This window comes from Collinsella sp. AM33-4BH, from assembly GCF_003469205.1.
Lineage (GTDB): Bacteria > Actinomycetota > Coriobacteriia > Coriobacteriales > Coriobacteriaceae > Collinsella.
On the sequence record NZ_QSIN01000006.1, the window covers coordinates 103,364 to 129,502 of the forward strand.

Genomic DNA, 26,139 nt, shown 5'->3' on the forward strand with positions numbered 1-26,139 from the left:
CCTCGGCGCCCAAGGCAAACGGGCGCGACCGTTGCCGGTTCGCGCCCGTTATACAGGTTGGTTCTCTTTGAGAGGCAAACGTGCTTAGTTACCCGATGCCGTGCCTTGGCTCGAGCTGTCAGATGCCGTGCCGGACGCGGTTCCACTCGAGCTGTTGGTGTTGCCGTTGTCGGTAGATCCCGTACTCGATGTATTGCCGTTCGCCTGGTCGCCCGTGCTCGGTTGAGAGTCGTCAGTCGTTTGGCTTGAGTCGGTCGTGCCGGATTGCGTGCCGCTGTTGGCCGTAGAGGAATCGACGCCCTGCGATTGATCAGGGGTGTTCGAGGACGAGTCGGCGGATGCGGAGTTGCCCTGCGGGTCGTCCTGCTGGCCTTGCGATTGACCTGAGCTATCCACGTCGTGCTCGGTCGTGCGCGACGAAAGGATTGGCTCGGGGCGCTCGCCCAGGCCCTCACCGGCAGTGGTGATAAGGATGGCGCCGGCGCAAGCGATGACCGCAACGATGGCGATGGCGATCGAGAAGACGATGACCTTCTTTTGCGTCTGGCTGCGCTCTGCCGCCGCCTTGGCGCGCAGGCTGTTGGGGGCGACGCGCGCCGTGGTCGCGCGCCCCGCAATCTGGCGCATCTCCTGCGTAGTCGCGGCGCCGCCCAGGTGCTCCTCGGCATCAAACTCAACGGGCTCATAGGCGCCGGCGGGGTAGTCGACGGCGGTGTGCGTGCCTTTGAGGGCTTCGGCGCTGGCAGAGATAAAGTGGCGGTAGATCTGCGAGGACACAACGGTGATGACCGAGCTCACGGCAGCGCCGATCACCGATCCGGCGATACCGATCTTGGAGGCAAGCGCGACGCTCGTGGCGGCAGCTGCGGCGCCGGCGATGATTTGGGGAATGGAAATGTCGTCGAACAGGCCCTTTTTGGGCGCGATGGCCATGGTCTGTCCGATGGAATGGTTCTCGTGCACGCCGTTGTTGAGCGCGGCCGGTGTCATGACGCGCGTGCGCGGCGCGTCGGTGTACTTGGTTGTCATACGGGGTCCTCCCGGTGTAAATCTGCTTCGTTTCATGCAGCCATCAGGGTACCCACCAGATGTGAATCGTACGTGACATTTAGCAGATACCATCAACTCATCAATAGCTCACCAAGTTGGTGGGATGCGGTTGCGCCCGGCGGTTGAACTACAATAAGGCTTGCTAATTGTTATGAATGGCGTCTACGCACGGGAGCATTCTTATGGATCTTCACCTTTCTCAGTCTGACGGCTTTTTGCGTGTGGCGGCGGCGTCGCCGCGGATTCGCGTGGCCGATGTCGAGGGCAATGCCGAGGTGGCGTTGGCTGCCGTGCGTGAGGCTGCCGAGCGTGGCGTTCGCGCGCTGGTGCTGCCCGAGCTTAACCTGACCGGCTATACCGCGGCCGATCTGTTCCATAACCGCACACTGCTGCATGCCTGCGAGGCTGCTCTGGTGCATATCCTCGACGAGACTCGTGAGCTGCCGATTGTCTTTACCATTGGTCTTCCCGTTGCGGTTGCCGAGAATATCTACAACTGCGCCGCCGTGTGCTGCGCGGGCGAGCTTTTGGGCCTCACGGCCAAGAAGTATTTGCCCAACTATGGCGAGTTCTATGAGCGCCGTTGGTTTGCTCCGGCACCTACCGATCCCGTTTGGCTTGAATTTGCCGGTCAGGGTCCGGTCCCGCTGGGCTCGGGGCTTGTCTACCGTTGCTGTGATGAGGGCGCCGAGGACCTGGTGCTGGGCGTTGAGGTCTGCGAGGACCTGTGGGTGCCGGCGCCTCCTTCGACCGAGATGGCGCTTGCCGGTGCGACGGTGATTCTCAACCCGTCGGCTTCGGACGAGATTATCGGTAAGGCAGACTATCGCCGCAGCCTCATCTCCAATCAGAGCGCGCGCCTGTACTGTGCCTATGCGTATGCAGACGCGAGCGAGGGCGAGTCCACGACCGATATGGTCTTTGCGGGCGAGAACCTCGTCTACGAAAACGGCTCCAAGCTCGCCGCGACCAAACTGCTTACTTGCGATATGGCCATCGCCGACGTTGACCTTGACCGCCTGGTTGCCGAGCGCCGTCGTTCGACGACGTGGACGCGCGCGGACGATGCGCCGGAGGCCACGGCCGTTGAGTTTTCGTTTGAGGGCGTGTTGGCCGAAGAGCCTGTCCTGCGCGATGCCTGCGATATCGACCGCGTTTTCCCGCGCGCGCCCTTTGTACCGGCCGACCATGGTGACCTGGCCGAGCGCTGCGAGACCATCCTCGACCTGCAGACCGCCGGCCTCAAGACCCGCCTGGCCCATACGGGCACCAAGGCTGCAGTCATCGGTCTTTCGGGCGGCCTTGATTCTACACTGGCACTGCTCGTGACGGTGCGTGCCTTCGATGCACTGGGGCTGCCGCGCACGGGTATCACGGCGGTCTCCATGCCCGGCTTTGGCACGACGCATCGCACTAAGTCCAACGCCGAGTCGCTCGCGCGCGACCTGGGCGTGAGCTTCCGCGAGGTTTCGATCCACGCGGCTGTGGAGCAGCACTTCAAGGACATTGAGCACGATCCGACCGTGCAGGACGTGACCTACGAGAACAGCCAGGCCCGCGAGCGTACGCAGATTCTGATGGATCTGGCCAACCAGGCTGGCGGTTTTGTCATCGGCACGGGTGACCTGTCGGAGTTGGCACTCGGCTGGGCTACCTATAACGGCGACCACATGAGCATGTACGCCGTCAACGCGAGCGTGCCCAAGACACTCGTGCGTCACTTGGTGCGTTATGCGGCTGATGTCTTTGGCGGGCGTATTGCCGAGGTTTTGCTCGATATCCTCGACACGCCGGTGTCCCCCGAGCTTCTGCCGCCCACGGGCGACGGCGAGATTGCGCAGAAGACTGAGGATTTGGTGGGCCCGTACGAGTTGCACGACTACTTCCTCTACTACTTGCTGCGTTTTGGCTTTGAGCCGGGCAAGATCTACCGCATGGCGCTCAAGAGTTTCGAGGGTGTCTACGACGCCAAGACCGTCCACACGTGGCTGCGTACGTTCTATCGTCGCTTCTTTGCCCAGCAGTTTAAGCGCAGCTGCCTGCCCGATGGCCCCAAGGTTGGTTCGGTGACGCTCAGCCCGCGCGGCGATTGGCGTATGCCGAGTGACGCCAGCTCGCGTCTGTGGCTTGCGCAGATCGACGCGCTCAATCCAGTTGACTAAGGTTGGCTAAATTGAACCAATACGGGGGTTGCAAGCGTTACACTTTTGCAATCTGATGGCCCGTATCGCGCGGCGCTCTTGTCGGAGCGCCGCTTTTTTATATCGGAAGGTGGCACCATGCAGGTATCGCAGCGTCTCGACCGCTTTGGCGCGGAGGTCTTCGCCTCGCTCAACAACAAGCTGCTCGCGCTGAAGGCTCAGGGCAAGACCATTTACAACATGAGCGTGGGCACGCCCGACTTTAAGCCGTACGGCCACGTGGTCGAGGCGCTCACACAAGCAGCCCAGGATCCCGAGATGTGGAAGTACGCCTTGCGCGACCTGCCCGAACTCAAGCAGGCCGTATGCGATTACTATGAGCGTCGCTTTGGCGTTTCGGGCATTACACCGTCCATGGTGCAGTCGTGCAACGGCACGCAGGAGGGCGTGGGCCATTTGGGCCTGGCCCTGCTCGATCCGGGTGACACCATCCTGGTTCCCGATCCGTGCTACCCGGTCTTTGAGGCGGGTGCCAAGATTGCCGATGCCAAGCTCGAGTACTATCCGTTGGTCGCCGAGCATAATTACCTGCCCTATGTGGCGGGTATCGATCCCGAGGTGGCCGATCGTGCCAAGTATATGATCGTGTCGCTGCCCGCCAACCCGGTGGGCTCGGTGGGCACGCCCGAGGTCTACGAGGAGATCATCGCTTTTGCCCGCGAGCACGACCTGCTCATCGTTCACGACAATGCATACTCCGATATCGTGTTTGACGGTGAGCCGGGCGGCAGCTTCTTGCAGTATCCCGGTGCGCTCGAGGTGGGCGTGGAGTTTTTCTCGCTCTCCAAGTCGTTTAACGTCACTGGTGCCCGCATCGGCTTTTTGGTCGGCCGCGAGGATGTGGTCTCTGCCTTTGCCAAACTGCGCGGCCAGATCGACTTTGGCATGTTCTTCCCGATCCAGAAGGCTGCTATCGCCTGTCTGAACGGTCCGCGCGATGAGGTCGAGGCGCAGCGTCTGAAGTACCAGGAGCGCCGTGATGCCCTGTGCGACGGTCTTGAGAACTTGGGCTGGGAGCGTCCCAACGCGCATGGCTCTATGTTTGTGTGGGCCAAGCTTCCCGGTGGTCGCACCGATTCCATGGCGTTTTGCGAGGAGCTTATGGAGAAGGCCGGCGTTGTGGTGACGCCGGGCGCGAGCTTTGGTCCTTCGGGCGAGGGACACGTGCGCATGGCGCTGGTCCTGCCGCCCGATCAGATTGCTTTGGCTGTCGAGGCCATTCGCGAGGCGGGCCTGTATTAGAAAGCTATTTCGCCTCGTCAATAGCTCGAAACCGATTTCGTGCAGTTATTTTACGAATCCTGCAAACAATTTCGGTAAACGGTCGATTTTTGGCTGCGAATAGGAGCATAATCAAAGTCCCGATTGGATGTATTGGGATTACGGCAAGCCGCTCGGGTCGTTCCCGGGCGGCTTGCTTGTGGAGAGAGATGGGAGTTTCTAATGGTTAACGAGAAGAAGGTCGCTATTGTCGGCTGCGGTTTCGTCGGTTCGTCTTCGGCGTTCGCGCTGATGCAGAGCGGTCTGTTCTCCGAGATGGTCCTCATCGACGTGGACAAGAACCGCGCCGAGGGTGAGGCTCTGGATATCGCGCACGGCATGACGTTTGCCGAGCCGATGAAGATCTACGCCGGCGATTATTCCGATGTCGCCGACGCCGCCATGATCGTCGTCACCGCTGGCGCTGCCCAGAAGCCCGGTGAGACCCGCTTGGACCTGGTCAACAAGAACGTCAACATCTTTAAGTCCATTATCCCCGAGATTAAGAAGTCCGGCTTCGACGGCATTCTGCTCATCGTCTCCAACCCGGTCGATGTTCTGACCTATGCCGCCATCAAGATGTCCGGCCTGCCCGAGGGCCATGTCATCGGCTCCGGTACCGTGCTCGACACCGGTCGTCTGCAGCAGATGCTTGGTGCCCACGTTGAGGTCGACCCGCGCGATGTCCAGGCCTATGTCATGGGTGAGCACGGCGACTCCGAGTTCGTTGCTTGGTCCAGCGCCCAGGTTGCCGGCGTTCCGCTGAACACCTTCTGCGAGCTTCACGGTCATCTGGAGCATGAGGCTGCCGAGAAGCGCATCGCCGAGGACGTCAAGAACTCCGCCTACACCATCATCGAGAAGAAGCACGCCACCTACTATGGCGTCGCCATGGCCGTCAAGCGCATCTGCACCGCCGTCATGCGTGACGAGCAGACCGTTCTGCCCGTCTCCTCGCTCATGGTGGGCGAGTATGGCCTGTCCGATCTTGCCATCTCCATGCCGACCGTCGTTGGCCGCGACGGCGTTGTCTGCCGCGTCCCCGTGCCGCTGAACGATGACGAGCAGCATGAGCTCACCGCCTCTGCAAAGGCCCTCAAGGACATCATCGACAGCGTCGACTTCTCCTGCTAAATCGACTTCTCCTGCTAAATCAAGCTCGCTAGAGCGAAAAGCTACAATGAAGGCGTCCGGGTCCACGCGGCCCGGGCGCCTTTTTGATGCAAAGTAACCTGACCCCAATGCACCATAGTTGATGGGAGGGCCATGTCGGATTCCTCTAATTTTTTGACCTATGCCCAGACGACGTTTGATTCGTTTGAGGAGCAGCCGTTCTGTGCGGTGGATAGCCTGGTCTTTGCGTGGCTGTCCTATTTGCGTTTGCCGGGTGATATGGCGGAGCTGACGAACTGGCAGGGCCTAGACGTACGCGAGCTGCTGCGTGCCGAGTGCTACCGGGACATGATTGGCGACCTGTGGGATCCGGAGGGGAGCAGGGCCTTGTTGGAGGCCGTGGCAGCAAGCCCTCGCTACCGTGGCGTGCACGTTTGCGGTTATCGTGCCGTGAGCGATGTGGTAGCGACAGAGCAGTTTGCAGCCATGGCGTTCCGGTTTCCGGCGGGGTTTAGCTATCTTTCCTTCCGGGGGACCGACAGTACGATTGTGGGCTGGAAAGAGGACTTTAACATGGCGTTCCGGTGTCCTGTGCCGGCCCAGGAATCCGCGGCGCGTTATGTAGACGAGGCGGCGGACGCGATTGACGGGCCGCTTTTGTGCGGAGGTCATTCCAAGGGTGGAAACCTTGCGGTGTACGGTGCGGCGATGTGCTCCGATGTCGCCCGTGAGCGAATCGAACGGGTGTATTCCCATGATGGTCCTGGCTTCGTCGAGGAGTTCCTGAACGGCAACGCCTTTGCCGATCTTTCCGGCCGCATCGATAAGACGCTACCTCGGTCGTCGATCTTTGGCATGATGTTCGAGACACAGGAGGACTATGCCATCGTTGAGAGCACCGAGTTCAGCCTGCTGCAGCACAATCCCTTTAGCTGGGTGGTTGATGGTCGCGACTTCGTGTACTGTGAGCGCCTGTCCGCCGGTGCTCGATACGTTGATGGCTCCATTCGCGAGATGCTGCTTGCAGTGGGGCCTGCCGAGCGCGAGCGTTTTGTAGATGCATTGTTCTCCGTGTTTGAGGCTACGGGTGCTGAGCGGTTTGCGGATATCGCTGGGAATCTGCGCGAGAGCCTGCCCGTGATGCTCCAGGCTGCGCAAGGTTTCGACAAGGATACGCGACGCTTTGTCTCGCAGACCATCGTGGCAATCCTTAAATGCGCGCTGCTGCCCAAACGACCCCAGATCGACATGTCCACTGCCGGTAAGAGTCTGGCAGAACAGCTCGAGGCTTGGCAGTCCGAGCTTCTGCGCTAGCCATTGGTGCAAAGCAACCTGTCCCCGATGCACCAATCTTCGATGCGCTCGGGAGGGCTCGACCGCTATACTGGTTCGTGCCGAAATCGATCTAGAACGGAATGCCGTATATGAAAATCAATCACGCGATTCTGCATATCCTGGACTTTGACTCTGCCGTCAACGTTATGAGCCAGCGCGAGCTCGATATCGAGAGTCGTACCGTGCGCAACTTCGTGACCACGCATCTGCGCCGCGCACGTACCTCGGCCGACAATAAACGCGCCACGTTTGCCGAGAACTCTGCGTTTGGCGGCGAGCTCAAGGGCTATTTCTTTGGCGAGCGCGAGTTCGTGGACCTGTCGCAGCAGATTGCGGAGTTTATCTCCTCCGAGCTCACCAAAGCCGAGAAAGCCGAGTCCACCGACGTGCTCGTGGCCGATTTTGACGACGATGAGGATGCCCGCTGGTTTGCCGTGATGCTGCTGGGCTCCAAGCAGGCTTTTATGCACGAAGTGGGCCGCGAGGAGGGAGAGGTGCGCAACGACATCGCGCGCCACTACGCCATTCTGCCGAACCCCTCGCAAAAGGTGCCGAGCTATGCCATCGTGCGTGCGAGCACCATGGAGATCGGTTACGTGGACAAGAAGCGCAAGATTGCCGGTGAGGACCGTATGCTTATCCCCGATGGCCTGCTGCAGTGCGACACGGGCGTATCAGGCAAGGAGGTCATCGACACCGTGACGCGTGTGGTCGAGGAAGTCGCCGAGGAGCACGGTGCCAATACGGCCGTGGCGCTCGCCAAGGTTAAGGCTGCCGTCGCCGAGAAAGTCGAGGATGACGAGGAGCTGCCGCCCTGGGATATCGTCGATGAGGTCTTTGAGGACGAACCGGTTATCAAGGAGAGCGTGCGCGCGGCACTGACTGAGGAGAAGGTGCCTGAGCGTGTGCCCGTGGAGCGCAAGCAGGTCGAACGCGCGGCCGTGCGCAACCACAAGATTCGTACCGATACGGGCATCGAGATCAGCTTTCCGGCCGAGATGGGCTCGAACTCCGAGTACATCGAGTTCGTCAACGAACCCAACGGCCTCATCTCCATCGAGCTCAAGAATATCGGCAGCATCGAGAATCGATAGCGGCTCGAGTAGATTGACCGTAACGAAAAGGCCAAAGCCCTTTGGGGCTTCGGCCTTCTTGGTAAAACCGCGTAACTATTAAAGCTGACGTAGTCCCTCTTCGAGGCCGGTCTTGCTGTCGGTTTTCTCATCGCGCATCTTGATGACGCGGGCGGGGACACCGGCCACGACGGCGCCGGCGGGGACGTCCTCGACGCATACGGCGCCGGCGGCAACGACAGCACCCTTGCCCACGCGCACGCCCTCCAGGACCACGGCGTTGGCGCCAATCATGACATCATCTTCGATGATGACGGGCGTGGCGCTCGCAGGCTCAACGACGCCTGCCAGTACGGTGCCGGCGCCGATATGGCAGTTCTTGCCCACGGTTGCGCGGCCGCCCAGGACGGCGCCCATATCAATCATAGAGCCCTCGCCGATAACGGAGCCGATGTTGATGATGGTGCCCATCATGATGACGGCGCGGTCGCCGATCTCGACGCGGTCGCGGATGATTGCGCCCGGCTCGATGCGGGCATTGATGCCCTTAAGGTCGAGCATGGGGACGGCGGAGTTGCGGCAGTCATTCTCGACGTCGTAGTAGTCGATGGAGTCGGCATTGGCATCGAGGATGACCTTGAGCTCATCCCAGTCACCAAAGACGGTCTTGCCACGACGACCGCCGTAGACGTGCGCATTGCCCCACTGGACCTTCATGCCCGGCTTTTCGCGCACGTACAGTTTGACGGGCGTTTTCTTGGGCGCGGTGGCGATGTAGTCGATAATCTCCTGTGCATCCATCTCGGCTGCGTTGCTCATTTGCTATCTCTCCTTTGGGCGGATTCGGTTGATACCTGGTTAGGCAAACATGACCTGGTCGAACGTATAGAAGCCGGGTTCACGGGCGACGAGCTTCTGCGCGGCTGCCAGGGCGCCGTTGACAAAGATCTGACGGCTCGTGGCGCGGTGGGTGAGCGTGACTTCCTCGTCCTGGCCAAAGAAACCCACCTCGTGCACACCGGCTACGGTGCCGCCGCGCAGCGAGTGCATGCCGATTTCCTTGGGGTCGCGCGCTCCGCACATGCCCTCGCGGCCATAGACGGGGTGGTAGCCTGCCTCGGGCTCGGCTTCGACGACGGCGTCGAGCAGCAGCTTTGCGGTGCCGCTGGGGGCATCGACTTTTTGGTTATGGTGCGTCTCGACGATTTCGCAGTCAAAGCCGGGCAGCTCGCGCGTGGCCTGTGCTACCAGATGACGCAGGGCTGCGATGCCGATGGAGTAATTGCCCGAGTGCATAACGCGGGCGTTCTGGCCCAGCTCACGCAGGCGGTCCATCTGCTCGGGGGTGTAGCCTGTGGTGCCCGAGACTAACGCCGCGCCCGTGCGCTCGACATAGGCGACGACGGCATCGAAGGTCACGACGTTCGAGAAGTCGATGATGACGTCGGCTGCCGGGGTGCTCTCGAGCTCGGACAGGTCAAAACCGATCTGGGCCACGATATCAAAAACGGGCTCTCCAGCGGCGTTGACAATGCCCTCGGCGGTAGTGTGGATGAGCGAGCCCATGCGGCCCGTTCCCATAATGACGGTCTTAATCAAGCAGACCAGCTCCCTTCAGAGCATCGGTAAGTGCGGCGCGCGTGTTATCGGCCATGGGGCACAGCGGCATGCGGTAGTTGGCTTCGATCATGCCCATCTGGGCGAGTGCCTCCTTGACGGGGATGGGGTTGACCTCGCTAAAGAGGGCATTGATGAGCGGCTGGCCGGCAATTTGGATATCGCGGGCGCGCTCCACGTCGCCGTCCAGATAGGCGCGGCACATGTCGTGCACGAGCTGCGGCTGAACATCGGCCCACACGCTGATGGTGCCCGAGGCGCCCAGGCTCATGAGCGGCACGGTGAGCGTGTCTTCGCCCGAGTACATACGGAAGTCGTCGGACAGCAGGTGGGCGATCTTGGCCGCGTAGGCGACGTTGCCCGAGGCTTCCTTAATACCCATGATGTTGGGGTGCGCGGCCAAGCGCTCTACGTTGCGCTCGCTGATGCCGCAGCCGCAGCGGCCGGGGATGTTGTACAGGATGCAGGGGATATCTACGGCATCGGCAACGGTCTTAAAGTGCTGGTAGATGCCCTCTTCATTAGACTTGTTGTAGTAGGGGGTAATGAGCAGCAGGCCGTCGGCGCCCAGGCCCTGATAGGTGAGCGACTTGGTGAGCATGGTTTGCGTGGAGTTGGAGCCCGAGCCGGCGATGACGGGGACGCGGCCTGCAACCTGCTTGACCACGGCGGCGACGACGGAGTTGTCCTCGTCATCGGTCATCGTGGCGCTCTCGCCGGTGGTGCCCAGGGTGAGGATGGCGTCGGTGCCATTTTGCAGGTGGAAATCGATAAGGCGCTCGAGTGCGTCAAAGTCGACGCTGCCGTCCTTTTTAAACGGCGTAACAAGGGCGACGATCGAGCCCCCGAGGTTGCGGATATCCATGTTCTTCTCCTTCGCTTCCGCGATCTGGATGCGTTTGTTCCATTGGACGGCGACGGCCAGGCGCTCGTCCTGAGCGCGACGACGAGCGCTTTCGGCGCGCGACTTGGCCAGCAGCTCTCGGCCGCTCGGCAACACGTCGAGCGTGGCAAAATAATCGCCCGGGCGCTCGGCGCGGCGGATAAGGTCGGCCGAGCCGTCGGGGCGCAGCAGCACCTCGGCGGAGCGCAGACGGCCGTTGTAGTTGTAGCCCATGGAGTAACCATGCGCGCCGGTATCGTGGATCACGAGCACATCACCCATGTCGACCCGCGGTAGCTCGCGGTCGATGGCGAACTTGTCGTTGTTCTCGCACAGATTGCCCGTAATGTCGTACGTGTTTGTGACAGGCGCCGCGGTCTTGTCGGAGCCACCCGGCTGGCCCATCACCGTAATGTGGTGGTAGGCGCCATACATGGCAGGGCGGATCAGATCGACGGCGCTTGCGTCGACACCGATATAGTCCTTGTAGATTTGCTTCTCGTGGATGGCCTTGGTGACCAGGCAGCCGTAGGGGCCCATCATAAAGCGGCCCATCTCGGTGCAGATTGCCACATCGCCCATGCCGGCGGGAACCAGAATCTCGTCGTAGGCCGCATGCACTCCTTCGCCGATGGCATGGATATCGTTGGCCTGCTGCTCGGGCAGGTAGGGGATGCCGACGCCGCCGGACAGATTGATAAAGGCGACGTGTGCGCCGGTCTCGCGCTCCAGGCGCACGGCAAGCTCAAAGAGGATGCGCGCGAGCTTGGGGTAGTAGTCGTTGGTGACGGTGTTGCTGGCAAGGAATGCGTGGATGCCAAAGTTTTCGGCGCCCTTGGCCTTGAGCGTGCGAAAGGCCTCGAAGAGCTGCTCGGTGGTCATGCCGTATTTGGAGTCGCCGGGGTTGTCCATGATGCCGTTGGAGAGCTGGAACAGACCGCCCGGATTAAAGCGGCAGCTGACCGTCTTGGGGATGGGGCCTGCGACGCGCTCAAAGAACTCGATGTGGCTGATGTCGTCAAAGTTGACGATGGCGCCCAGCTTGTCGGCGAGCTCAAAGTCCGCTGCCGGCGTGTCGTTGGATGAGAACATGATGTCGTGTCCCGTGATACCCAGCGAGCGGGCGATCATGAGCTCGGTATAGCTCGAGCAATCGCAGCCGCAGCCGTATTCGTTGAGAATGGAGATGAGCGCCGGGTTGGGATTGGCCTTGACGGCAAAGTATTCCTTAAAGCCCGGGTTCCATGCGAAGGCGTCGCGCACCTCTTGCATGTTGCGTCGGATGCCCGCCTCGTCATATAGATGAAATGGCGTGGGGAACTGCTCGACGATATGCTCGAGCGTCTTCTTGTCCACAAACGGCTGCTTGGCCGCATATGCCTCGTTGGGGGTTAATGCCATGTCCCGTAAACCTCGCTATCCAGACGGCGCCATCTGCGCATCGAATCCGCATAGCGTGGACCCAATGTCCGGATAGCGCTCCCGCATTGCTGCAGACAGTCCTGCGGGTGTTTCCCGCAGGCCCACCAGGTTGTTCGTGCCCGAAAAGCCCAGTTCGGCGGGTTTCGCCTCCCCACGGGGTCAAAGCCTGCCGGCTCACCCGCGGTTCTTCGTGCCCGCGCCTCTATCAAGTGGTAACGACCCTACCACGTTGCACTTTACCAAACAAGAGTATTCGTATATAACGTTTAAAAAATGCAGGGATATGCTGGAAATAAGGGTGTAGCAATCTTGCGGCACAATAGATAGCAGCCGACGCGCACCTACGAAAGGAACCAATATGGCCGAGCTCCAAGAACTCCGTCGCTACCGCCGCGACTTGCACAGGATCCCGGAGCTCGACTTCGATCTTCCGCAGACGATCGCCTATATCGAGGGCGTGTTGGCACCGCTCACCTGCGAGGTGACCCATCCGTGCCCCGGCTGCGTCTGCGCTTTCTTCGACGCTGGCGTTGGCGCCGCGCATGCCACGGCGATTCGCGCCGATATGGATGCGCTGCCCATTGCCGAGGCAACGGGGGCAGCGTTCGCTTCGACCCATCCCGGCAAGATGCATGCTTGCGGGCACGATGGACACATGGCCATGGCGCTTTCGGCGGCAACCTTTGTCGACCGTACGATCCGTGAGCAGCCGGGCGCCATTAAGCGCAATGTGCTCTTTGTGTTTCAGCCGGCCGAGGAGACGACTGGTGGTGCCAAGACGGTGTGCGAGAGCGGCGTGTTCGAGCGCTACGGGGTGGATCGCATCTTCGGCTTCCACGTGTGGCCCGATCTGCCCGCCGGCACGTTGGCGAGCTGCTCCGGTCCGTTGCTGGCGCGTTCGAGTGAGACACACATTCATATCCATGGCACGAGCATCCATATCGCTAAGACCTATGGCGTTCCGGTCGAGGAGTCGCACGATGCGGCGCTGGCGGCTGCCAAGTTCTTGGTTTCCGAGCGCGAGCTCATGGACGAGTTGGGTGTCGACGAGCCCTGCATTGGTAAGTTCGGCCTGCTGCAGGCCGGCACCGTCTGCAATGCGGTGGCGGGGGAGGCCCATGTTGCCGGCAGCCTACGTGTGTTTACGGACGACATGTTCGACCGCGCGCGCGAGGGCGTGCGCCGCGTGCTGGACGATGCCTGCGTCGCAACGGGCTGCACATATGACCTCGATTTTGCCGAGGGCTATCCGCCGGTCGATAACGACCCCGTGCTGTTCGCCCACATTGCGCCTGTCTTGTCCGAGCTGCAACTCGTGGATGAGCCTTTGCTGATTGCCGAGGACTTCGCTTTCTATCAGCGCCATCTGCCAGGTGTGTTCTTCCTCCTGGGTACGGGCGTGCCGGAGGGACAAGATAATCCGATCGATTCGGATGGCTGTCCCGCCTATGCCACGAGCGCCCTTCACACTGATACCATGCTCTTTGACGAGGAAATCCTACTCAAAGGCCTCGATGTCTACAAACGATTGCTTGGCTTGGAGTGACGATGGAACGACGCCGACAGTCTGCCGTATATAGTCCGGGTGGATGCGGATGCGGTTTGCTGCTGCTTCCGGTCATCGCTGTGAGCATTGGCGTGATGTTTGTGTTTGCTGGGCTGGCTGCGGCGGCACTCGTACTGTTTATCACCGCCATCGGCGTGACGGTCTGGCTGTGCCGTTCTCGCGAGCAGCGCCGCGCCGACGGTAAGACCAATGTCGGCTGGGTCGTCTTCCTGATCATTGCGTACCTATTGAGCATCAGCTACCTGGTGTTCTTTGTCCTAATGATGATCAGTGCCTTTACCGGGAAATCCGTCACGGTGGGTTGATGCGCTGCCAGCAGACGGTCACGCAAAGTGCGTTTGCTCGGCGTCTGGATAGCTGCATTGGCCGTTTACCGCAACCTTAGCCCTCAGCTAATGAATTCAAGTTCAATCCTTTCTACGATGTGCTGTGTGCCGGCACGGTAGCCGGATCGTAGGAAGGATGAATAATGGCAAAAGAGGGAAAGAAGCCGATCGGCAAGATTGTCCTAGGCGTCATCGTGGTGCTGGTTATCGTCGGTGCCGTGGGCTCCATGGGTGGCAATTCAACCGATTCGTCTGCGAGCGATTCGGCAAAACCTGCCGAGGCGACACAGCAGGCTGAGGAGCAAAAAGAATCGCAAGAACCGTATACCATTGCTGACGAGGCTGAAGACACCTCCAGTCAGTTTGCCTATAAGATCACGGGCACGCTTACCAATAACACGGACAAGGAAAAGAGCTACATTCAGATTGAGTATGTTCTGTATGATGCCGATGGCAACCAGGTTGGAACGGCTCTTGCAAACACCAATCATCTGAAGGCGGGCGGCTCCTGGAAGTTCGAGGCGCTGGGTACGGTGTCTCCCGACCAGGTTGCTAGCTGGGAGCGTTCGGACGTAAGCGGTTTCTAGCATGTTGCATGCACTGGGGGAGGTGAAGTCGTATGCCCGATAAAAAGCTGACCGAGGAGCTGCTCAATGAGCTTCTCGATGCGCCGAACATCGATGGCTATATCAGGGAGCACGACTTTGCTGCCCCGTCGCTTTCGGACTACCTGAAGCAGCTGCTGCAGGAAAAGGGCTTGGAGCGCTCGCGCGTGGTTCGTATGGCCGATCTCAATGAGACCTTTGGCTATCAGATCTTTACCGGTGCGCGTCACCCGAGTCGCAATAAGGTGCTGCAGATTGCCTTTGCGATGGCGCTGACGCTCAAAGAGGCCAACCGTGCACTGACGGCTGCCGGGGTAAGCGTCCTCAACTGCAAGGATCGCCGTGATGCGATTATCATCTTTTGCATCGATCGCGGGTGCAGCCTCCAAAAGGTCAACGAGGAGCTGTATCGCTTTGGCGAGGAGACGGTGAGTTAGCGGCTGATATCTGAGCCGGCGGAGCTGCCGAACAACGATGCAAACGAACGGGGCGCGGATGCCATGGGGTGTCTGCGCCCTGCGCTATGATGGAGGCTATGGATACTCAGACCACAACATATTCCGATGACGAGCTGACCGCAGCGCTTGCCGAACATCTGGCGTCGCTCGATCGCGACGACAGCTATCGCGTGGAGCGTGTACTTAAGCGCTCGTCCGTTGAAACAACCGAGCTCGTGTACTTTGAAGGAACCGGCGGTGGTTCGCTCGGCCCCTTTGTCCGTAAACGCATCGATGCTTCGGCTCAAATCGGCGGGGCATACGAGCGTCTGTTTGCCGCCCAGCGGGCAGGCAGGCGTTTTGAGCACCTGCCCAGAATCGTCGATTGTCGTCGTGTGGGCGACGAGCTCAACGTGGTTATGGAATACATCGAAGGGGAGACGCTCGGGGTGCTGGTGGACCGTCTGGGAGCCACCCCCGATTATGCGCGTGAATTGTATCCTGCCCTATGCGATGCCGTGGGCGAGCTCCACGCCGGTTTTGCAATGGCGGGGGAGACGTCGGCGCCGGTGATCCATCGCGACCTCAAGCCGTCGAATGTCATCGTGACGGGTGCGAACTGTACGCTCGATGAGGGCCTGACGTTTTCGTCGCTGGTGATTATCGACTTGGGGATCGCGCGCGTGTGGCGCGATGGCGCCGATGCAGACACCGTTAAGTTCGGCACGCGACCCTATGCGCCACCCGAGCAGTATGGGTTTGGGCAGACGAGTGTACGCAGCGACGTCTACGCACTTGGCGCCCTGTTGTTCTTCTGCTTGACGGGAGTCGACCCTAAACCAGGGCTCGACATGCACGAGCAATGCGAGGCGCGTGGCATTCCCACTCCACTTGCCGATGCCGTCTGCATGTCGATGGCGCTCGACCCGGCCAAGCGTTTTGCGAGTGCGGAAGCGTTGGGACGGGCGACGCGCTCGGCATACGATCTGAGCCGCCCCGTGCGGCCTCCTACACCTGCGCCTGTCCGTACTCCGGCCTCGGAGACGGTGTTGACGCTCCAAGGGCTCCAGAACCCCGCAGGGCTTCCTAGGCCTGCCGCCTCCGCTGCATGCGGTCTGCTCTCTCGCGTTCCGGAGTCTCTGGGGCGCATTTGGAATACGCTTGTCTGCTTCTCGCTACTTGTGCTCTTTGCCGGAAGTCACTTTGCCGTCTTTCACCCCACGGGAGCAAACCAAGGCTACCCGACGTGGCTTCTCATAATCGAGTATTTTTTCTTTGTCGATGGCCTTATGGTGCTTATGCATTTTGCGCTGCTCGATAAGCGCCGTCTTCGTCGGCGATTCACACTGCTCGACAGCTATCGCGGCAAGAAACTCGCGAAACTTTGGCTCAAGGCATTGGGTATGCTGCTCCTATGCATGATCGTCATAGTCGCGGTTGCCAATGCGACCGGCGTCGTCGATACCTCCGCTACCTAAAAGAAAAGGGCCCCATTGGGGCCCTTTGCAGTTGCACCTAGATGCGGTTCATCTGAGCGGCGACTTTGTTGTACCAGTCCTGCCACGTGGGCGGGCAGTACTTTTTGGCCGCTGCTGGGGTAAGGGTGGAGCCGTAGTTGGCGCCCAGATAGGCAACGTGAGCGGAGATGCCCTCGCTCCAGCTGCCAAAGCTGCGCCAACCGCCGCCACGGGCACTCCAGCCCCAGGCGTTGTAAGAATTGGCGCAATAAGCACCCTTGGTGCTCTCGATGCAGGCGATGGCGGGGGACCAACGGGGGTCGACACCGGTATTCCAAGCGGCGACGGCAAAGTTATAGCCCTGGCCTGCCATGGGGGAGCCGGCGAGATAATTGTCGATGCGGCTCGTCCACTCATTAATGAACGAATCGTAATCGGAGCTACCGGTATTGGCGTTGTTCACCGTGGTGCCGATGGTGGTGTTGGTGTTGGTGGCCTGGCTGCTGGAATTGCTGCCGCTTACGCCCTCGCCCGAGAGCTTCTCGGCGGCAGCGGCCTTATCGGCCTCAAGCTTGGCAAGCTCGGCGGCATTTTCCTGCTCGGCTTTTGCCTGTGCCTCGCTGCGGAGCTGCTGGGCCTGAGCCAACGCATTCTCGGCGTTTTTCTGCTCTGCCTCAAGCTGAGACTTGGCCTGCTGGAGCTCAGCCTTGTTCTGCTCGAGTTCGGTTTGCATGTTATTGAGCTGTTCGATCTCGTCGACGCTCGAGCTCGTGATCTGGTTGGTGTATTTGCAGGTCGTGATGAACTCACCCAGGCTCTGCGCGTTGACCAGGAAGCTCACGATGGGGTTGGTGCCCTTCTGATACTTGTACAGATCGCGCATGGCGGAGCTTGCCTTGGCCTGCTGCTCGGGAAGCTTAGCCTCGATTTCCTCGATGCTTGCCTCATTGGAGTCAATCTGCTTTTGCAGGTCATCGAGTTTGGTGCGGGCGTCGTTGTAGGCGCTCGTGGCGGCTTCGATCTTCTGCTGGGCTGCGGAAAGCTGGTCCTGCGTTGCCTGCGAGGCGGCATACGCCGCAACGGGGGAGAGCATCGGCGTGGCCGTCAGCGCAACGGCGAGTGCGGCGCTCGTGATGATACGAGCCGGCTTCGACGCAATGAGCGCTGCGGCGCGATGATTCGAATGCTGCATCCAGTCCCTCTGCAATCAATCGTAGGTTATGGTTCGAACGGTATTCTACTACTGCTTTCGACCTCAACTTGAACCTTAAAGGTTCCAAAGGGTCAAGTTGAACTTGAGGCTTTGGCTTTGACCTGCAGTTATGATGAATTGTTGAGAAACCATAGAGTTCAACTTTAACGTTACGGGGGCCTGTTTGCGGACGGGCTTTCGGTCGTGAAAGCTATCTCAACAGGGGGTTTGCGGCTACAAGGCCCCATCGCGGTGAGTGCGGCTTTATGCTGGACGATCACGTCGATTGCCATAGATACGGTGGAGCTTTGGGCGCCGGCGGCTTGGCACGCTAGAATAAATCAGTTGCGCAAAGACCGCCCGTTGTGTGGGCAGTTCATGATAGGAAGTTTCCATGGCATTGCAGTTTACAGAGCGCGAGTTCATTCCCGTGCTGCTCGGTGGCGACATCAACGCCTATTCGGTGGCGCGCGCCTTCTACGAGGAGTACCAGGTCAAGAGTCTGGTCTTTGGCAAGTATCAGACGGGTCCCGCGTACCGCAGCCAGATTATCGACTACACGCCCAACGTGGATATCGATACCATGCCCGTGATGCTCAGGACCGTCAACGGCATTGCCCAAGCGCATGCCGATAAGACGATTGTCCTTGTGGGCTGTGGCGATAACTATGTTGCCCTCGTGGCTCAGGCCAAGGATGCCCATGAGTTGGCGGATAACATCGTCGCGCCTTACGCTCCCTATAGCATGCTTGAACAGTGTCAGAAGAAGGAGATCTTCTACGAGCTGTGCGAGAAGCATGGCGTGCCCTATCCGCATACCTTTACCTTCACCATGGCGATGCTGAACGCCCAAGGCGAGGCGCCTGCCGAAGTGCTCGACCAGATCGATTTTCCCTACCCGATGATTCTGAAGCCTTCTGACGGCATCATGTGGTGGCAGCACGAGTTCGAGGGCCAGAAAAAGGCCTATGAGATTGCCGACCGTGCCGAGCTGGAACAGGTCATTCGCGACTCGTATGCCAGCGGCTACACCGACGACCTGATCTTGCAGGATCGCGTGCCCGGCAATGACGAGTACATGCGCGTACTCACCAGTTATTCCGACCGCAACGGCAAGGTGCGCATGATGTGCCTGGGTCACGTGCTGCTCGAGGAGCATCAGCCTCACGGTGTCGGCAACCACGCCTGTATCATCACCGAGCCCAATGACGAGCTCATGGGCGGCGTGCGCAAGTTGCTCGAGGACCTTCACTTTGTGGGCTATTCCAACTTTGACGTTAAGTACGACGAGCGCGACGGCTCGTTTAAGTTCTTCGATTTCAACACGCGCCAAGGTCGCAGCAACTACTACGTCACTAACAGCGGCTTTAACGTTGCCAAGTATGTGGTGGACGAGTATGTGTTCAACCGCCCGTTTGAGCCGGAGTTTGTGACGGCGCAGGACGAGGCGCTGTGGATGGTCGTTCCCATGGGCGTCGTCGACAAGTACGTCAAGGATCCCGAGCTGCGCGCTAAGGTGCATCGCCTGGACAAGGAAGGCAAGGGCGCCGACCCTTCGTTTATGAAGGGCGACTTTGTCTTTAACCGCTGGCTGCGCATGTGGCACACCAAGCTGCGCCACTTTAAGCTGTTCAAGACGTATTACAAGTAGATGAGTGCGGCGCCCGTCCGGTTTACATCGGGCGGGCGCGGGTATGATACGCGCAATTGCGCAAGCGTCACCAAGGAGGCGGCGATGGAAAAGCTGGGAGTTATCGGCGGCATGGGCGCCGAGGCCACGTCGTATTACTACGACCAGGTGGTGCGCCATACGGCTGCTGCCTGCGATCAGGAACATATCGACATGGTGGTGCTCTCCAAGTCGACCATGCCCGACCGCACGCTTGCCATTAAGACCGGCGAGCATGCCAAGCTGCTGGCGACCATGAAAGAGTGTGCCCAGGCACTCGAGTCGCTGGGCTGTGCGCACATTGCCATTCCCTGCAACACGTCGCACTACTTCTACGACCAGATCCAGTCGTTTACGAAGGTGCCGATTATTCACATGCCGCGTGAGTCGGTGCGCTATGCCCTTGCGGGTGCGGTGATGGGGGAGTGCAAGTTCGACCCCAACCTGAGTATGCCGGCCGAGCCAGTGCACAAGATTGGCATTATGGGCACCGACGGAACCGTGGGCGCGGGCGTCTACGGCTGCGAATGCGAGGCTGCGGGTGTTGAGGTTGTCTATCCCAGCGAGAAACGTCAGAACGATGTGATGTCGCTTATCTACGATGATGTGAAAGCCGGACGTGAGCCCGATATGGATAAGTTCGACCGCGTGATGTGGGAGTTCGCCCGTAGCGGCTGCGACCGTGTCATTCTGGCCTGCACCGAGCTATCGGTGCTGCAGAAGTATCGAGAGATGCCCGAGATCACCCTCGATGCCATGGATGTCCTGGTGCGCGAATCCATCATCCGCAGCGGCGTCCCCTACCGCCTCTAGCTTCCGACCCGTCAAAAAGGGACAGGTTAATTTTGGTAGGTTTTATCTGGTGAAACAATAAAGGCCTCGGCTCGTTTGGTGCGAGCCGAGGCCTTTTGCGTTGGGCGGTTGCTGTCGGTGGCGAACTAGAACAGGAAGCCGATGGCGATGAGGGCGATGCTGACGATGAGTACGGCGATGTCCAGGCCCTTGATGGGGTAGCGCTTGTACGAGCTGGCGCGCGTGCGCAGATAGAAGCCGCGCTGTTCTGCCGCCAAGGCCGTGGCATCGGTCTTGCCCACGCTCGAGATGAGCAGCGGCACACACAGTGGCAGCATGAGCTTAAGCTTCTTGATAGGGTTCTTGGTGTCGTACTCGACGCCGCGCGCGGTCTGCGCTTCCATGATGGCGTTCATCTCCTGACCAAACACCGGCACAAAGCGCAGCGCCGTGGTAAAGGTGAAGGCATAGCGATACGGTACGTGCAGCACCTCGACGCAGGCGTTGGCAAGGTCGTTGAGCTTGGTCACCATGAGCATGAGGATGAGCGGTAACGCCACACCCAGCAGGCGCAGACAGGCCTTCGATCCTGTGATGAGGCCCGTGTCGGTGATAAAGCCCCACACAACGTTGCCATCGCGCATAAAGGCAAGCTGGAGCACCAGCATGATAAGCGCGAGCGGAATCAGCAACTTGAGCAGCGAGAACAGACGGTCGACGACGCCGGCATAGGCACCCAGCGCAAGGGTGAGCACCAAAAAGCCCAGCAGCGCCACGTAGGTGTCGGACAAGAAGATGCCGACGATGATGGCGGCGGCGAGGCCCAATTTGACGACGGGGTTCAGGCGATGCAGCAGCGTATCGCCTGGCATGTAGTCGATGACGTTAACCACGGCGGACCATCTCCTTGGTAATGCGAACGACATCGCTGACCTCGCTCACCTGTGCAAAAGCGGGCGAGACGGAAGATGCCAGACGGCGCGAGAGTTCAATAACCTGGGGCGGCTCAACATAGGCACGCTGCATGAGATCGATGTTCGAGAATAGCTCGTGCGTGCGGCCGCGGTCGAGGATGCTACCGTCGGCCATTACCACAATGCGCTCGGCAAAATCCGAGACGACTTCCATATCGTGGCAGACCATGATAACGGCGCAGCCGCGCTCGGCCATGGTGCGCACCGTTTCCATGACGGTCATGCACTCGCGGTAATCAAGGCCGCTCGTGGGCTCGTCGAGCACGACGATCTTGGGCTCAACCACTACGACGGAGGCAAGCGCCACCATTTGTCGCTGGCCGCGCGAAAGCGAGAAAGGTGCCTCATCGGCAGGCAGGCCAAAGCGGTCGATAACGAGTCGAGCGCGACGCAGAGCCTCGGCACGGTCGATGCCGGCAAGCTCCAGGCCAAAAGCGACCTCGTCGAGTACGGTATCCTTGCAGATCTGGCGGTCGGGGTTTTGGAAGAGGGTTGCGACTTCGCGGGCGATGCGGCTCGTGGGAACGGCCGCGGTATCCAGTCCCGTGACGCGCACGCTGCCCGAGGCGGGCTTGAGCAGGCCTGTGAGCAGCTTGGTGAGCGTGGTCTTGCCGGCACCGTTTTGGCCGACGATGCCCACGAGCTCGCCGGGATAGAGCGTCAGGCTAAGGTCGTGTACGGCGGCGCCGCCATTGGGATAGGCAAACTCAACATGGTCGAAGGTGAGTACGGGTTCGGCGTCCTTGGCATGAGGGCGCAACGACGGTGCGTGCGGTGAGCCGGCGGGCGCCTGGGCTTCGCTGGCCGCGTGTGCGGGGTCGACGATGCCCGAAATCAGGCGCTCGGCCTCATCGACATCCAAGCAAGGGGTACCGCTTACCAGGCCATCGGCCTCGAGGCTATTGAAGATACGCGTGACGCGAGGGCAGTCGACGCCGATGGCACGGAGCTCGTCGGTATGCGCGAAGACCTCGTGTGGTTCGCCCTGCAGCGCGATTTCGCCATGGTTGAGCACGAGCACGCGGTTGCAGTACTCCGAGAGCAGGGCGACCTTTTGCTCAACGACGACGATGGTGATTCCAAGTGCGCGGTTTGCCTCACGCAGCGTCTCGAAGACCAGCGTGGAGCTGGCAGGGTCGAGTGCCGCGGTGGGCTCGTCGAGAACCAAGACGCGCGGACGCATAGCGAGAATGGCGGCGATGGCTACCTTTTGCTTCTGTCCGCCCGAGAGGGTGGCAATCTCGCGGTCGCGCAGGTCGCTGATGCCGACGGTCTCGAGCGTTTCGCTCACGCGCTGCTCGATCTGGTCATGGGGGACGCCAAAGTTCTCGAGGCCAAAGAGCATCTCGTCCTCGACGACCGAGGCGACCATTTGCGTGTCGATATCCTGCAGCACGCTGCCGACGATTTGCGACACGTCGGTCAACGAGACCTCGCAGGTGTCGTGGCCGTCAACCATGACGGACCCAAAGAACGTGCCGGTGTAGTGGTGGGGCACGGCGCCCGACAGGCAGGCGGCAAGCGTGGACTTGCCGGCGCCCGAGGGCCCGATGATGCCGATGAAATCTCCCTTGTTCACGCTGAGTGAGATGTGGCTGAGCGCCTGCTCGGTCTGCGTGCCATAGGAGAACGAGACATCGTCGACGTTGATGATCGTTTCCATGGATACCTTTCATAGTCATCGGGGACGTTCTTTAATGACTAGTCGTTTAAGAACGTCCCCAAGAGCTAGTTGTTTGGGACAGTCTTTGTTGGTGGAGTGCGGAGACGGCTTTACGAGGGGCCCCAGGTTGGCGCGAAAGAGGAGCGAAGCGTACTTGGGTACGCGAGCGACGAATGAACGCCAAGATGGGGTGGCTCATAAAGCCGAGCGGGTTAGTTGAGCTTCAGGGCCTTCTGAATGGGCAGATAGAGGGCGCCGACCAGAATGGCGTTAAAGACGGCGGTCATGGCGACGACGGGCAGCATAGCGGCGGCGAGCTCGCCGACCACGCCAAGCATGGCCATCTTGATAACCATGAAGATGACGCCGGAGACAAAGGTGGTCACGAAGGTAGCGACGATGGCGACGGCAGGCTTGACCTGACCGTTCTTGCCGGCGGCGTTGACGATGCCGGCCATGAGCATGGCGGCGATGCCCTCGGCGGCAAAATCGACGAACGGCGAAGTGGTGGTGATCTGGATCACGGCAGCCGAGATGAGGCCAATGACGAGCGCCTGGCCGATGTTGGGGCGAACGACCAGGATGGTGAGGCAGAAGGCCGAGATGATGAACTCGGGGCTGATCATGCCGCCCGAGATGCCCGAGATTGCCTTGCCGACGGTGAAGTTGAGGATGAAGCCGGCGGCGAGCAGGATGGCGAGCAGGACGAGGGCGCGGACATCGAGTTTGCCACGGTCGGCGGTCTGGACGGTGCGGGGCTGGGTGGCGGTGGTGTTCTGAGACATGGTGAAAATCCTTTCGGAAGGGGATTGCAAGAGAAAAGCGGAGGCGCGTGATGCGAATGCGATCGGGCTCGAGATAGAAAAAGGCCCCCGGTCGAAACCGGAGGCCTTCCAATCACCTAGAGCGCAAAAACAGGCGTGAGGGACTCACTGTCGACCGATCGTATTCGCATCACGCCACCACCAGTTGTTGAGAGATTTCATCGTGTTCTTCATGTTGGTGGCTCCTTTCGTGATGCCGTGGCGCGGTCGCACCTAGTTGCTGTTGCGCTGCACTATAGCACAGCGAAGTGTGTGCGGGGAAATCTTTTTTAAAAAGATTTCAGGCGGGTTTCCCGTGGGTTTCCCGTCGGCCAAAAAGGCGGGTTAAGCGGGCGAGGCTGCCATTGCTGCCTCGCCCGCTCAGCTAAGACGTTACTCCTTATTGCGACGGTAGAGGAAGTAACCGCCTGCGGAGATGACGGCAACGCCAGCGATGGCGAATGCGGCCACCATGCGGCCATCAAAACGATCGCCAGTGGTGGGCAGGCCGCCCTTGGTGTTCGTCTTGTTGGTGGTTACTGTGGTCGTGGTGTCGGACTTGCCAGGCTTCTCGGGCTTGGTGGTGGGCTGCTCGGGCTTAGCGGGCTGCTCGGGCTTAGCGGGCTGCTCGGGGGTACCGGGCTGCTCAGGAGTACCAGGCTGCTCGGGGGTGCCAGGCTGATCCGGGGTTACCGGGTCGGTGGCAAGAGCGTCCTTGGCGTAGGTGATGGACACCTTGAGGCCGTTGGTCTCGGTGTTCAGGTCGCTCGGGGTGAAGGGCGTGCTGAAATCCTCAGCCTTCAGATAAGCGCGCATCTCCTGGAGCAGGGCCTTGCACTTGACGTAGGTGTTCTCAGTGGCAGCCTTGCCGGCCTTGTTTGCCAGGGCGGTGCGGCCCTCAGTGGTGGTCTCGGCCTGCATAGCAGCATCGACCTCAAGGTTCTGTTCGATGAGCTCGTTCTGGAGAGCGTCGAGGTAGGCGCGAACGCCGGTGCCGAGCTGCTCGCGGTGCTCGTAGCAGAGGGAACTAATGTCCATGAGGACGTAGTTGATGGAGTTCTCGGGCTCCTCGTTGTTCACGATGTCCGTCTCTTCGCAGTGATCGTAGGAGACATCCTGATTGCTGAAGTAGGGGCTGACCTCGGTGAGCAGTGCAGAGTACAGAGGAATAGCGACGGAGTAGGCGGCGCGGGAGAGCATCTCCCACTGAATGGTCGCGATCTCGGGGTCCATGTCCTGACGGATCTGGAAGAGGTTGGTCTCGGTGCTTCTTTCGGTGCCGATGGCGTAGACACCGTCGGTGTTGGCGTTGAGGCCGGGGACATTTTCGCCGCGGTTGCCAAATGCACGGATCATCTCAAAGGTGTTCCAGTCGGACTTGCCGGGCTGGAAGAACAGGGGCTGGATCTCGCTGACCATGGCCCCGATTTGGTCGGGGCCTTTTTTCGGTTTAACCGTGACGATGTCGTAATCCGCGCCCTTGGTCAACGGGGCCATGAAGTAATCGCGGCCCTGGACATAGCGAGTCCACTGATGAACGCCGGAATCGGCGACGCTTTTGCCATAGGTCTTGGCAACGTCGAACTTGCCGTCGGTGTACTCGGCGAAGCCATTTTTCTCGGGCATGGTCTGGATGCCCTCGGAGTGGAGGCAGTTCTCGGTGTCATCAAGGTTGACATCGTAATTGAGTCCGCCGATGTTGGGGTTGAGTGAGGCGACGTCATCGGCGAGCTTCATGGCGATCCACTGGTGGCCGGAAAGTGCGGCAAACAGCCAAGTCTCGTTGCTGTCGGCGATGATAATCTGATCGTTGCCGTTGGCGCCCTGCTCGTCGATGATCTTGCCGAGGAGCTCGACACCCTCACGTGCTTTGGCACTTTCGCCTAAGATAACGCTGCCGTAGCTATACTCGCCAATGCCAGTGTCGGTCAGGGGGTCTGCCTTGGCGGCTTTATCGTTCATGTTGGTGGTCAGCGTTGCGGAGCAGGACACGCCCTTCTCATTGATGCCTGCCTCAGAGTAGGCATCATAGCGCCCGTGCCACTGCGAAGGATGATCGCGCACGTAGCTATAACGATATGTAGTCTTGGTCGACCTGTATGAGAAGCCGGACTCGTCTGAGCCGTAGGTATACCCGGGGGCATGCGACGGCTCAATGCCAAAGTGCTTGAGGTAGCGCGGGCCAAAGTCCTCGGCGCGACCATAGTACGTGTTGTTGTCGGCCGTAAGGTTTTTGCCCATGTACATTTGCGTGCAGGCGAGCGCAGATGTCGGCATGGACATGATGGTCGCAGCTCCAAAGGCGAGGCCTATGCCTAGCTTCTTGAGCGCGTTGACGGGGCGAGTTTTCCTCATTTTCCCTCCCAGCGTGCGAAAGCCCTCTGTCGCCAGAGGGCTTCAGCCAATAAAGACACCTCATTAGCGTAACGAACTGGAAACAATATTCATCTATGAAAGAAACTTACTCGATAAGCGTGATGAAATATGCGATGAGCGGTTAATCGTACTCAGTTTGCAGCTTTACTTTAATAAAGACGCCCTGTAATTACTGTAGCCGAATAAAGTAGCTGGGAATGCCCGAAATGAAAATCCCCCGCTGTTTGACGAATGCATAAACAGCGGGAGAGGCCATAACTGGATGAATATCATACCAATGTGGATTTACTTCTTTCGGCGGTGAATCACGTTGATGGCGTAACC

At 59.9% G+C, this 26,139-nt stretch carries 21 protein-coding genes and 1 riboswitch; of the genes, 12 read left to right on the plus strand and 9 right to left on the minus strand.

What is annotated here, in order from left to right:
• Positions 1 to 84 precede the first annotated feature (84 nt).
• Positions 85 to 1,029 carry a hypothetical protein gene (locus DW821_RS06025; protein WP_118066061.1) on the minus strand — a complete coding sequence of 315 codons (945 nt, stop codon included), beginning with the start codon at positions 1,027 to 1,029 and terminating at the stop codon, positions 85 to 87.
• Between the two features lie 203 nt (positions 1,030 to 1,232).
• Between DW821_RS06025 and DW821_RS06030 the strand changes: the two genes are divergently transcribed.
• From DW821_RS06030 to DW821_RS06050, 5 genes are all read left to right on the plus strand, one after another.
• Positions 1,233 to 3,212 (plus strand): NAD(+) synthase, encoded by a 1,980-nt coding sequence (locus DW821_RS06030; protein WP_233553016.1) that lies wholly within the window; start codon positions 1,233 to 1,235, stop codon positions 3,210 to 3,212.
• Positions 3,213 to 3,329: 117 nt separating this feature from the next.
• Positions 3,330 to 4,493: a pyridoxal phosphate-dependent aminotransferase gene (locus DW821_RS06035; protein WP_118066065.1), complete on the plus strand. Its 1,164-nt coding sequence runs from the start codon at positions 3,330 to 3,332 to the stop codon at positions 4,491 to 4,493.
• A gap of 201 nt (positions 4,494 to 4,694) precedes the next feature.
• Positions 4,695 to 5,645 (plus strand): L-lactate dehydrogenase, encoded by a 951-nt coding sequence (locus DW821_RS06040; protein WP_006234343.1) that lies wholly within the window; start codon positions 4,695 to 4,697, stop codon positions 5,643 to 5,645.
• A 132-nt stretch (positions 5,646 to 5,777) separates the two neighbouring features.
• Positions 5,778 to 6,938 (plus strand): Mbeg1-like protein, encoded by a 1,161-nt coding sequence (locus DW821_RS06045; protein WP_117633805.1) that lies wholly within the window; start codon positions 5,778 to 5,780, stop codon positions 6,936 to 6,938.
• Positions 6,939 to 7,048: 110 nt separating this feature from the next.
• On the plus strand, positions 7,049 to 8,053 hold the full coding sequence (locus DW821_RS06050; protein ID WP_022094136.1) for a nucleoid-associated protein: 1,005 nt from the start codon (positions 7,049 to 7,051) through the stop codon (positions 8,051 to 8,053).
• Between the two features lie 78 nt (positions 8,054 to 8,131).
• Here the strand turns inward: DW821_RS06050 and dapD are convergent, their stop codons facing one another.
• Genes dapD through dapA form a run of 3 tightly spaced genes read right to left on the minus strand, consistent with a single transcriptional unit; the run spans position 8,132 to position 11,933 of the window.
• Positions 8,132 to 8,851 (minus strand): 2,3,4,5-tetrahydropyridine-2,6-dicarboxylate N-acetyltransferase, encoded by a 720-nt coding sequence (gene dapD, locus DW821_RS06055; protein WP_118066067.1) that lies wholly within the window; start codon positions 8,849 to 8,851, stop codon positions 8,132 to 8,134.
• Positions 8,852 to 8,890: 39 nt separating this feature from the next.
• Positions 8,891 to 9,631: a 4-hydroxy-tetrahydrodipicolinate reductase gene (gene dapB / locus DW821_RS06060; protein WP_233545886.1), complete on the minus strand. Its 741-nt coding sequence runs from the start codon at positions 9,629 to 9,631 to the stop codon at positions 8,891 to 8,893.
• On the minus strand, positions 9,624 to 11,933 hold the full coding sequence (dapA, locus tag DW821_RS10310; protein ID WP_118066069.1) for a 4-hydroxy-tetrahydrodipicolinate synthase: 2,310 nt from the start codon (positions 11,931 to 11,933) through the stop codon (positions 9,624 to 9,626). The genes dapB and dapA overlap by 8 nt, the downstream gene beginning before the upstream one ends.
• Positions 11,934 to 11,998: 65 nt before the next feature.
• Positions 11,999 to 12,167: riboswitch (Lysine riboswitch) on the minus strand.
• A 145-nt stretch (positions 12,168 to 12,312) separates the two neighbouring features.
• Here dapA and DW821_RS06070 point away from each other — a divergent pair.
• From DW821_RS06070 to DW821_RS06090, 5 genes are all read left to right on the plus strand, one after another.
• Positions 12,313 to 13,500 carry an N-acetyldiaminopimelate deacetylase gene (locus DW821_RS06070; RefSeq protein WP_118066071.1) on the plus strand — a complete coding sequence of 396 codons (1,188 nt, stop codon included), beginning with the start codon at positions 12,313 to 12,315 and terminating at the stop codon, positions 13,498 to 13,500.
• A gap of 2 nt (positions 13,501 to 13,502) precedes the next feature.
• Positions 13,503 to 13,826 carry a hypothetical protein gene (locus tag DW821_RS06075; RefSeq protein WP_143759215.1) on the plus strand — a complete coding sequence of 108 codons (324 nt, stop codon included), beginning with the start codon at positions 13,503 to 13,505 and terminating at the stop codon, positions 13,824 to 13,826.
• A 164-nt stretch (positions 13,827 to 13,990) separates the two neighbouring features.
• Positions 13,991 to 14,434, plus strand: a complete 444-nt coding sequence (locus tag DW821_RS06080) for an FxLYD domain-containing protein (RefSeq protein ID WP_117637493.1) — start codon at positions 13,991 to 13,993, stop codon at positions 14,432 to 14,434.
• A 32-nt stretch (positions 14,435 to 14,466) separates the two neighbouring features.
• Positions 14,467 to 14,889, plus strand: coding sequence for an XRE family transcriptional regulator (locus DW821_RS06085; protein WP_117637494.1), 423 nt, complete (start codon positions 14,467 to 14,469; stop codon positions 14,887 to 14,889).
• 98 nt (positions 14,890 to 14,987) lie between these two features.
• Positions 14,988 to 16,367: a protein kinase gene (locus DW821_RS06090; RefSeq protein WP_158551286.1), complete on the plus strand. Its 1,380-nt coding sequence runs from the start codon at positions 14,988 to 14,990 to the stop codon at positions 16,365 to 16,367.
• Positions 16,368 to 16,404: 37 nt separating this feature from the next.
• On the opposite strand, the gene DW821_RS06095 is transcribed toward DW821_RS06090, so the two are convergent.
• Entirely contained in the window at positions 16,405 to 17,538 is a 1,134-nt protein-coding gene (locus DW821_RS06095) for a glucosaminidase domain-containing protein (protein WP_117637496.1), read from the minus strand.
• A gap of 394 nt (positions 17,539 to 17,932) precedes the next feature.
• Between DW821_RS06095 and DW821_RS06100 the strand changes: the two genes are divergently transcribed.
• On the plus strand, positions 17,933 to 19,189 hold the full coding sequence (locus DW821_RS06100; protein ID WP_099431498.1) for an ATP-grasp domain-containing protein: 1,257 nt from the start codon (positions 17,933 to 17,935) through the stop codon (positions 19,187 to 19,189).
• Between the two features lie 84 nt (positions 19,190 to 19,273).
• Positions 19,274 to 20,020: an aspartate/glutamate racemase family protein gene (locus DW821_RS06105; RefSeq protein WP_233553017.1), complete on the plus strand. Its 747-nt coding sequence runs from the start codon at positions 19,274 to 19,276 to the stop codon at positions 20,018 to 20,020.
• Between the two features lie 125 nt (positions 20,021 to 20,145).
• Here the strand turns inward: DW821_RS06105 and DW821_RS06110 are convergent, their stop codons facing one another.
• The 4 genes from DW821_RS06110 to DW821_RS06125 form a co-directional block, all read right to left on the minus strand.
• Positions 20,146 to 20,892 carry an energy-coupling factor transporter transmembrane protein EcfT gene (locus tag DW821_RS06110; RefSeq protein ID WP_117637498.1) on the minus strand — a complete coding sequence of 249 codons (747 nt, stop codon included), beginning with the start codon at positions 20,890 to 20,892 and terminating at the stop codon, positions 20,146 to 20,148.
• Positions 20,885 to 22,636 carry an ABC transporter ATP-binding protein gene (locus tag DW821_RS06115; RefSeq protein ID WP_118066075.1) on the minus strand — a complete coding sequence of 584 codons (1,752 nt, stop codon included), beginning with the start codon at positions 22,634 to 22,636 and terminating at the stop codon, positions 20,885 to 20,887. The genes DW821_RS06110 and DW821_RS06115 overlap by 8 nt, the downstream gene beginning before the upstream one ends.
• A gap of 212 nt (positions 22,637 to 22,848) precedes the next feature.
• Positions 22,849 to 23,421 (minus strand): hypothetical protein, encoded by a 573-nt coding sequence (locus DW821_RS06120; protein ID WP_117635404.1) that lies wholly within the window; start codon positions 23,419 to 23,421, stop codon positions 22,849 to 22,851.
• 411 nt (positions 23,422 to 23,832) lie between these two features.
• Positions 23,833 to 25,794, minus strand: a complete 1,962-nt coding sequence (locus DW821_RS06125; RefSeq protein WP_118066077.1) for a C69 family dipeptidase — start codon at positions 25,792 to 25,794, stop codon at positions 23,833 to 23,835.
• Positions 25,795 to 26,139: the final 345 nt, after the last annotated feature.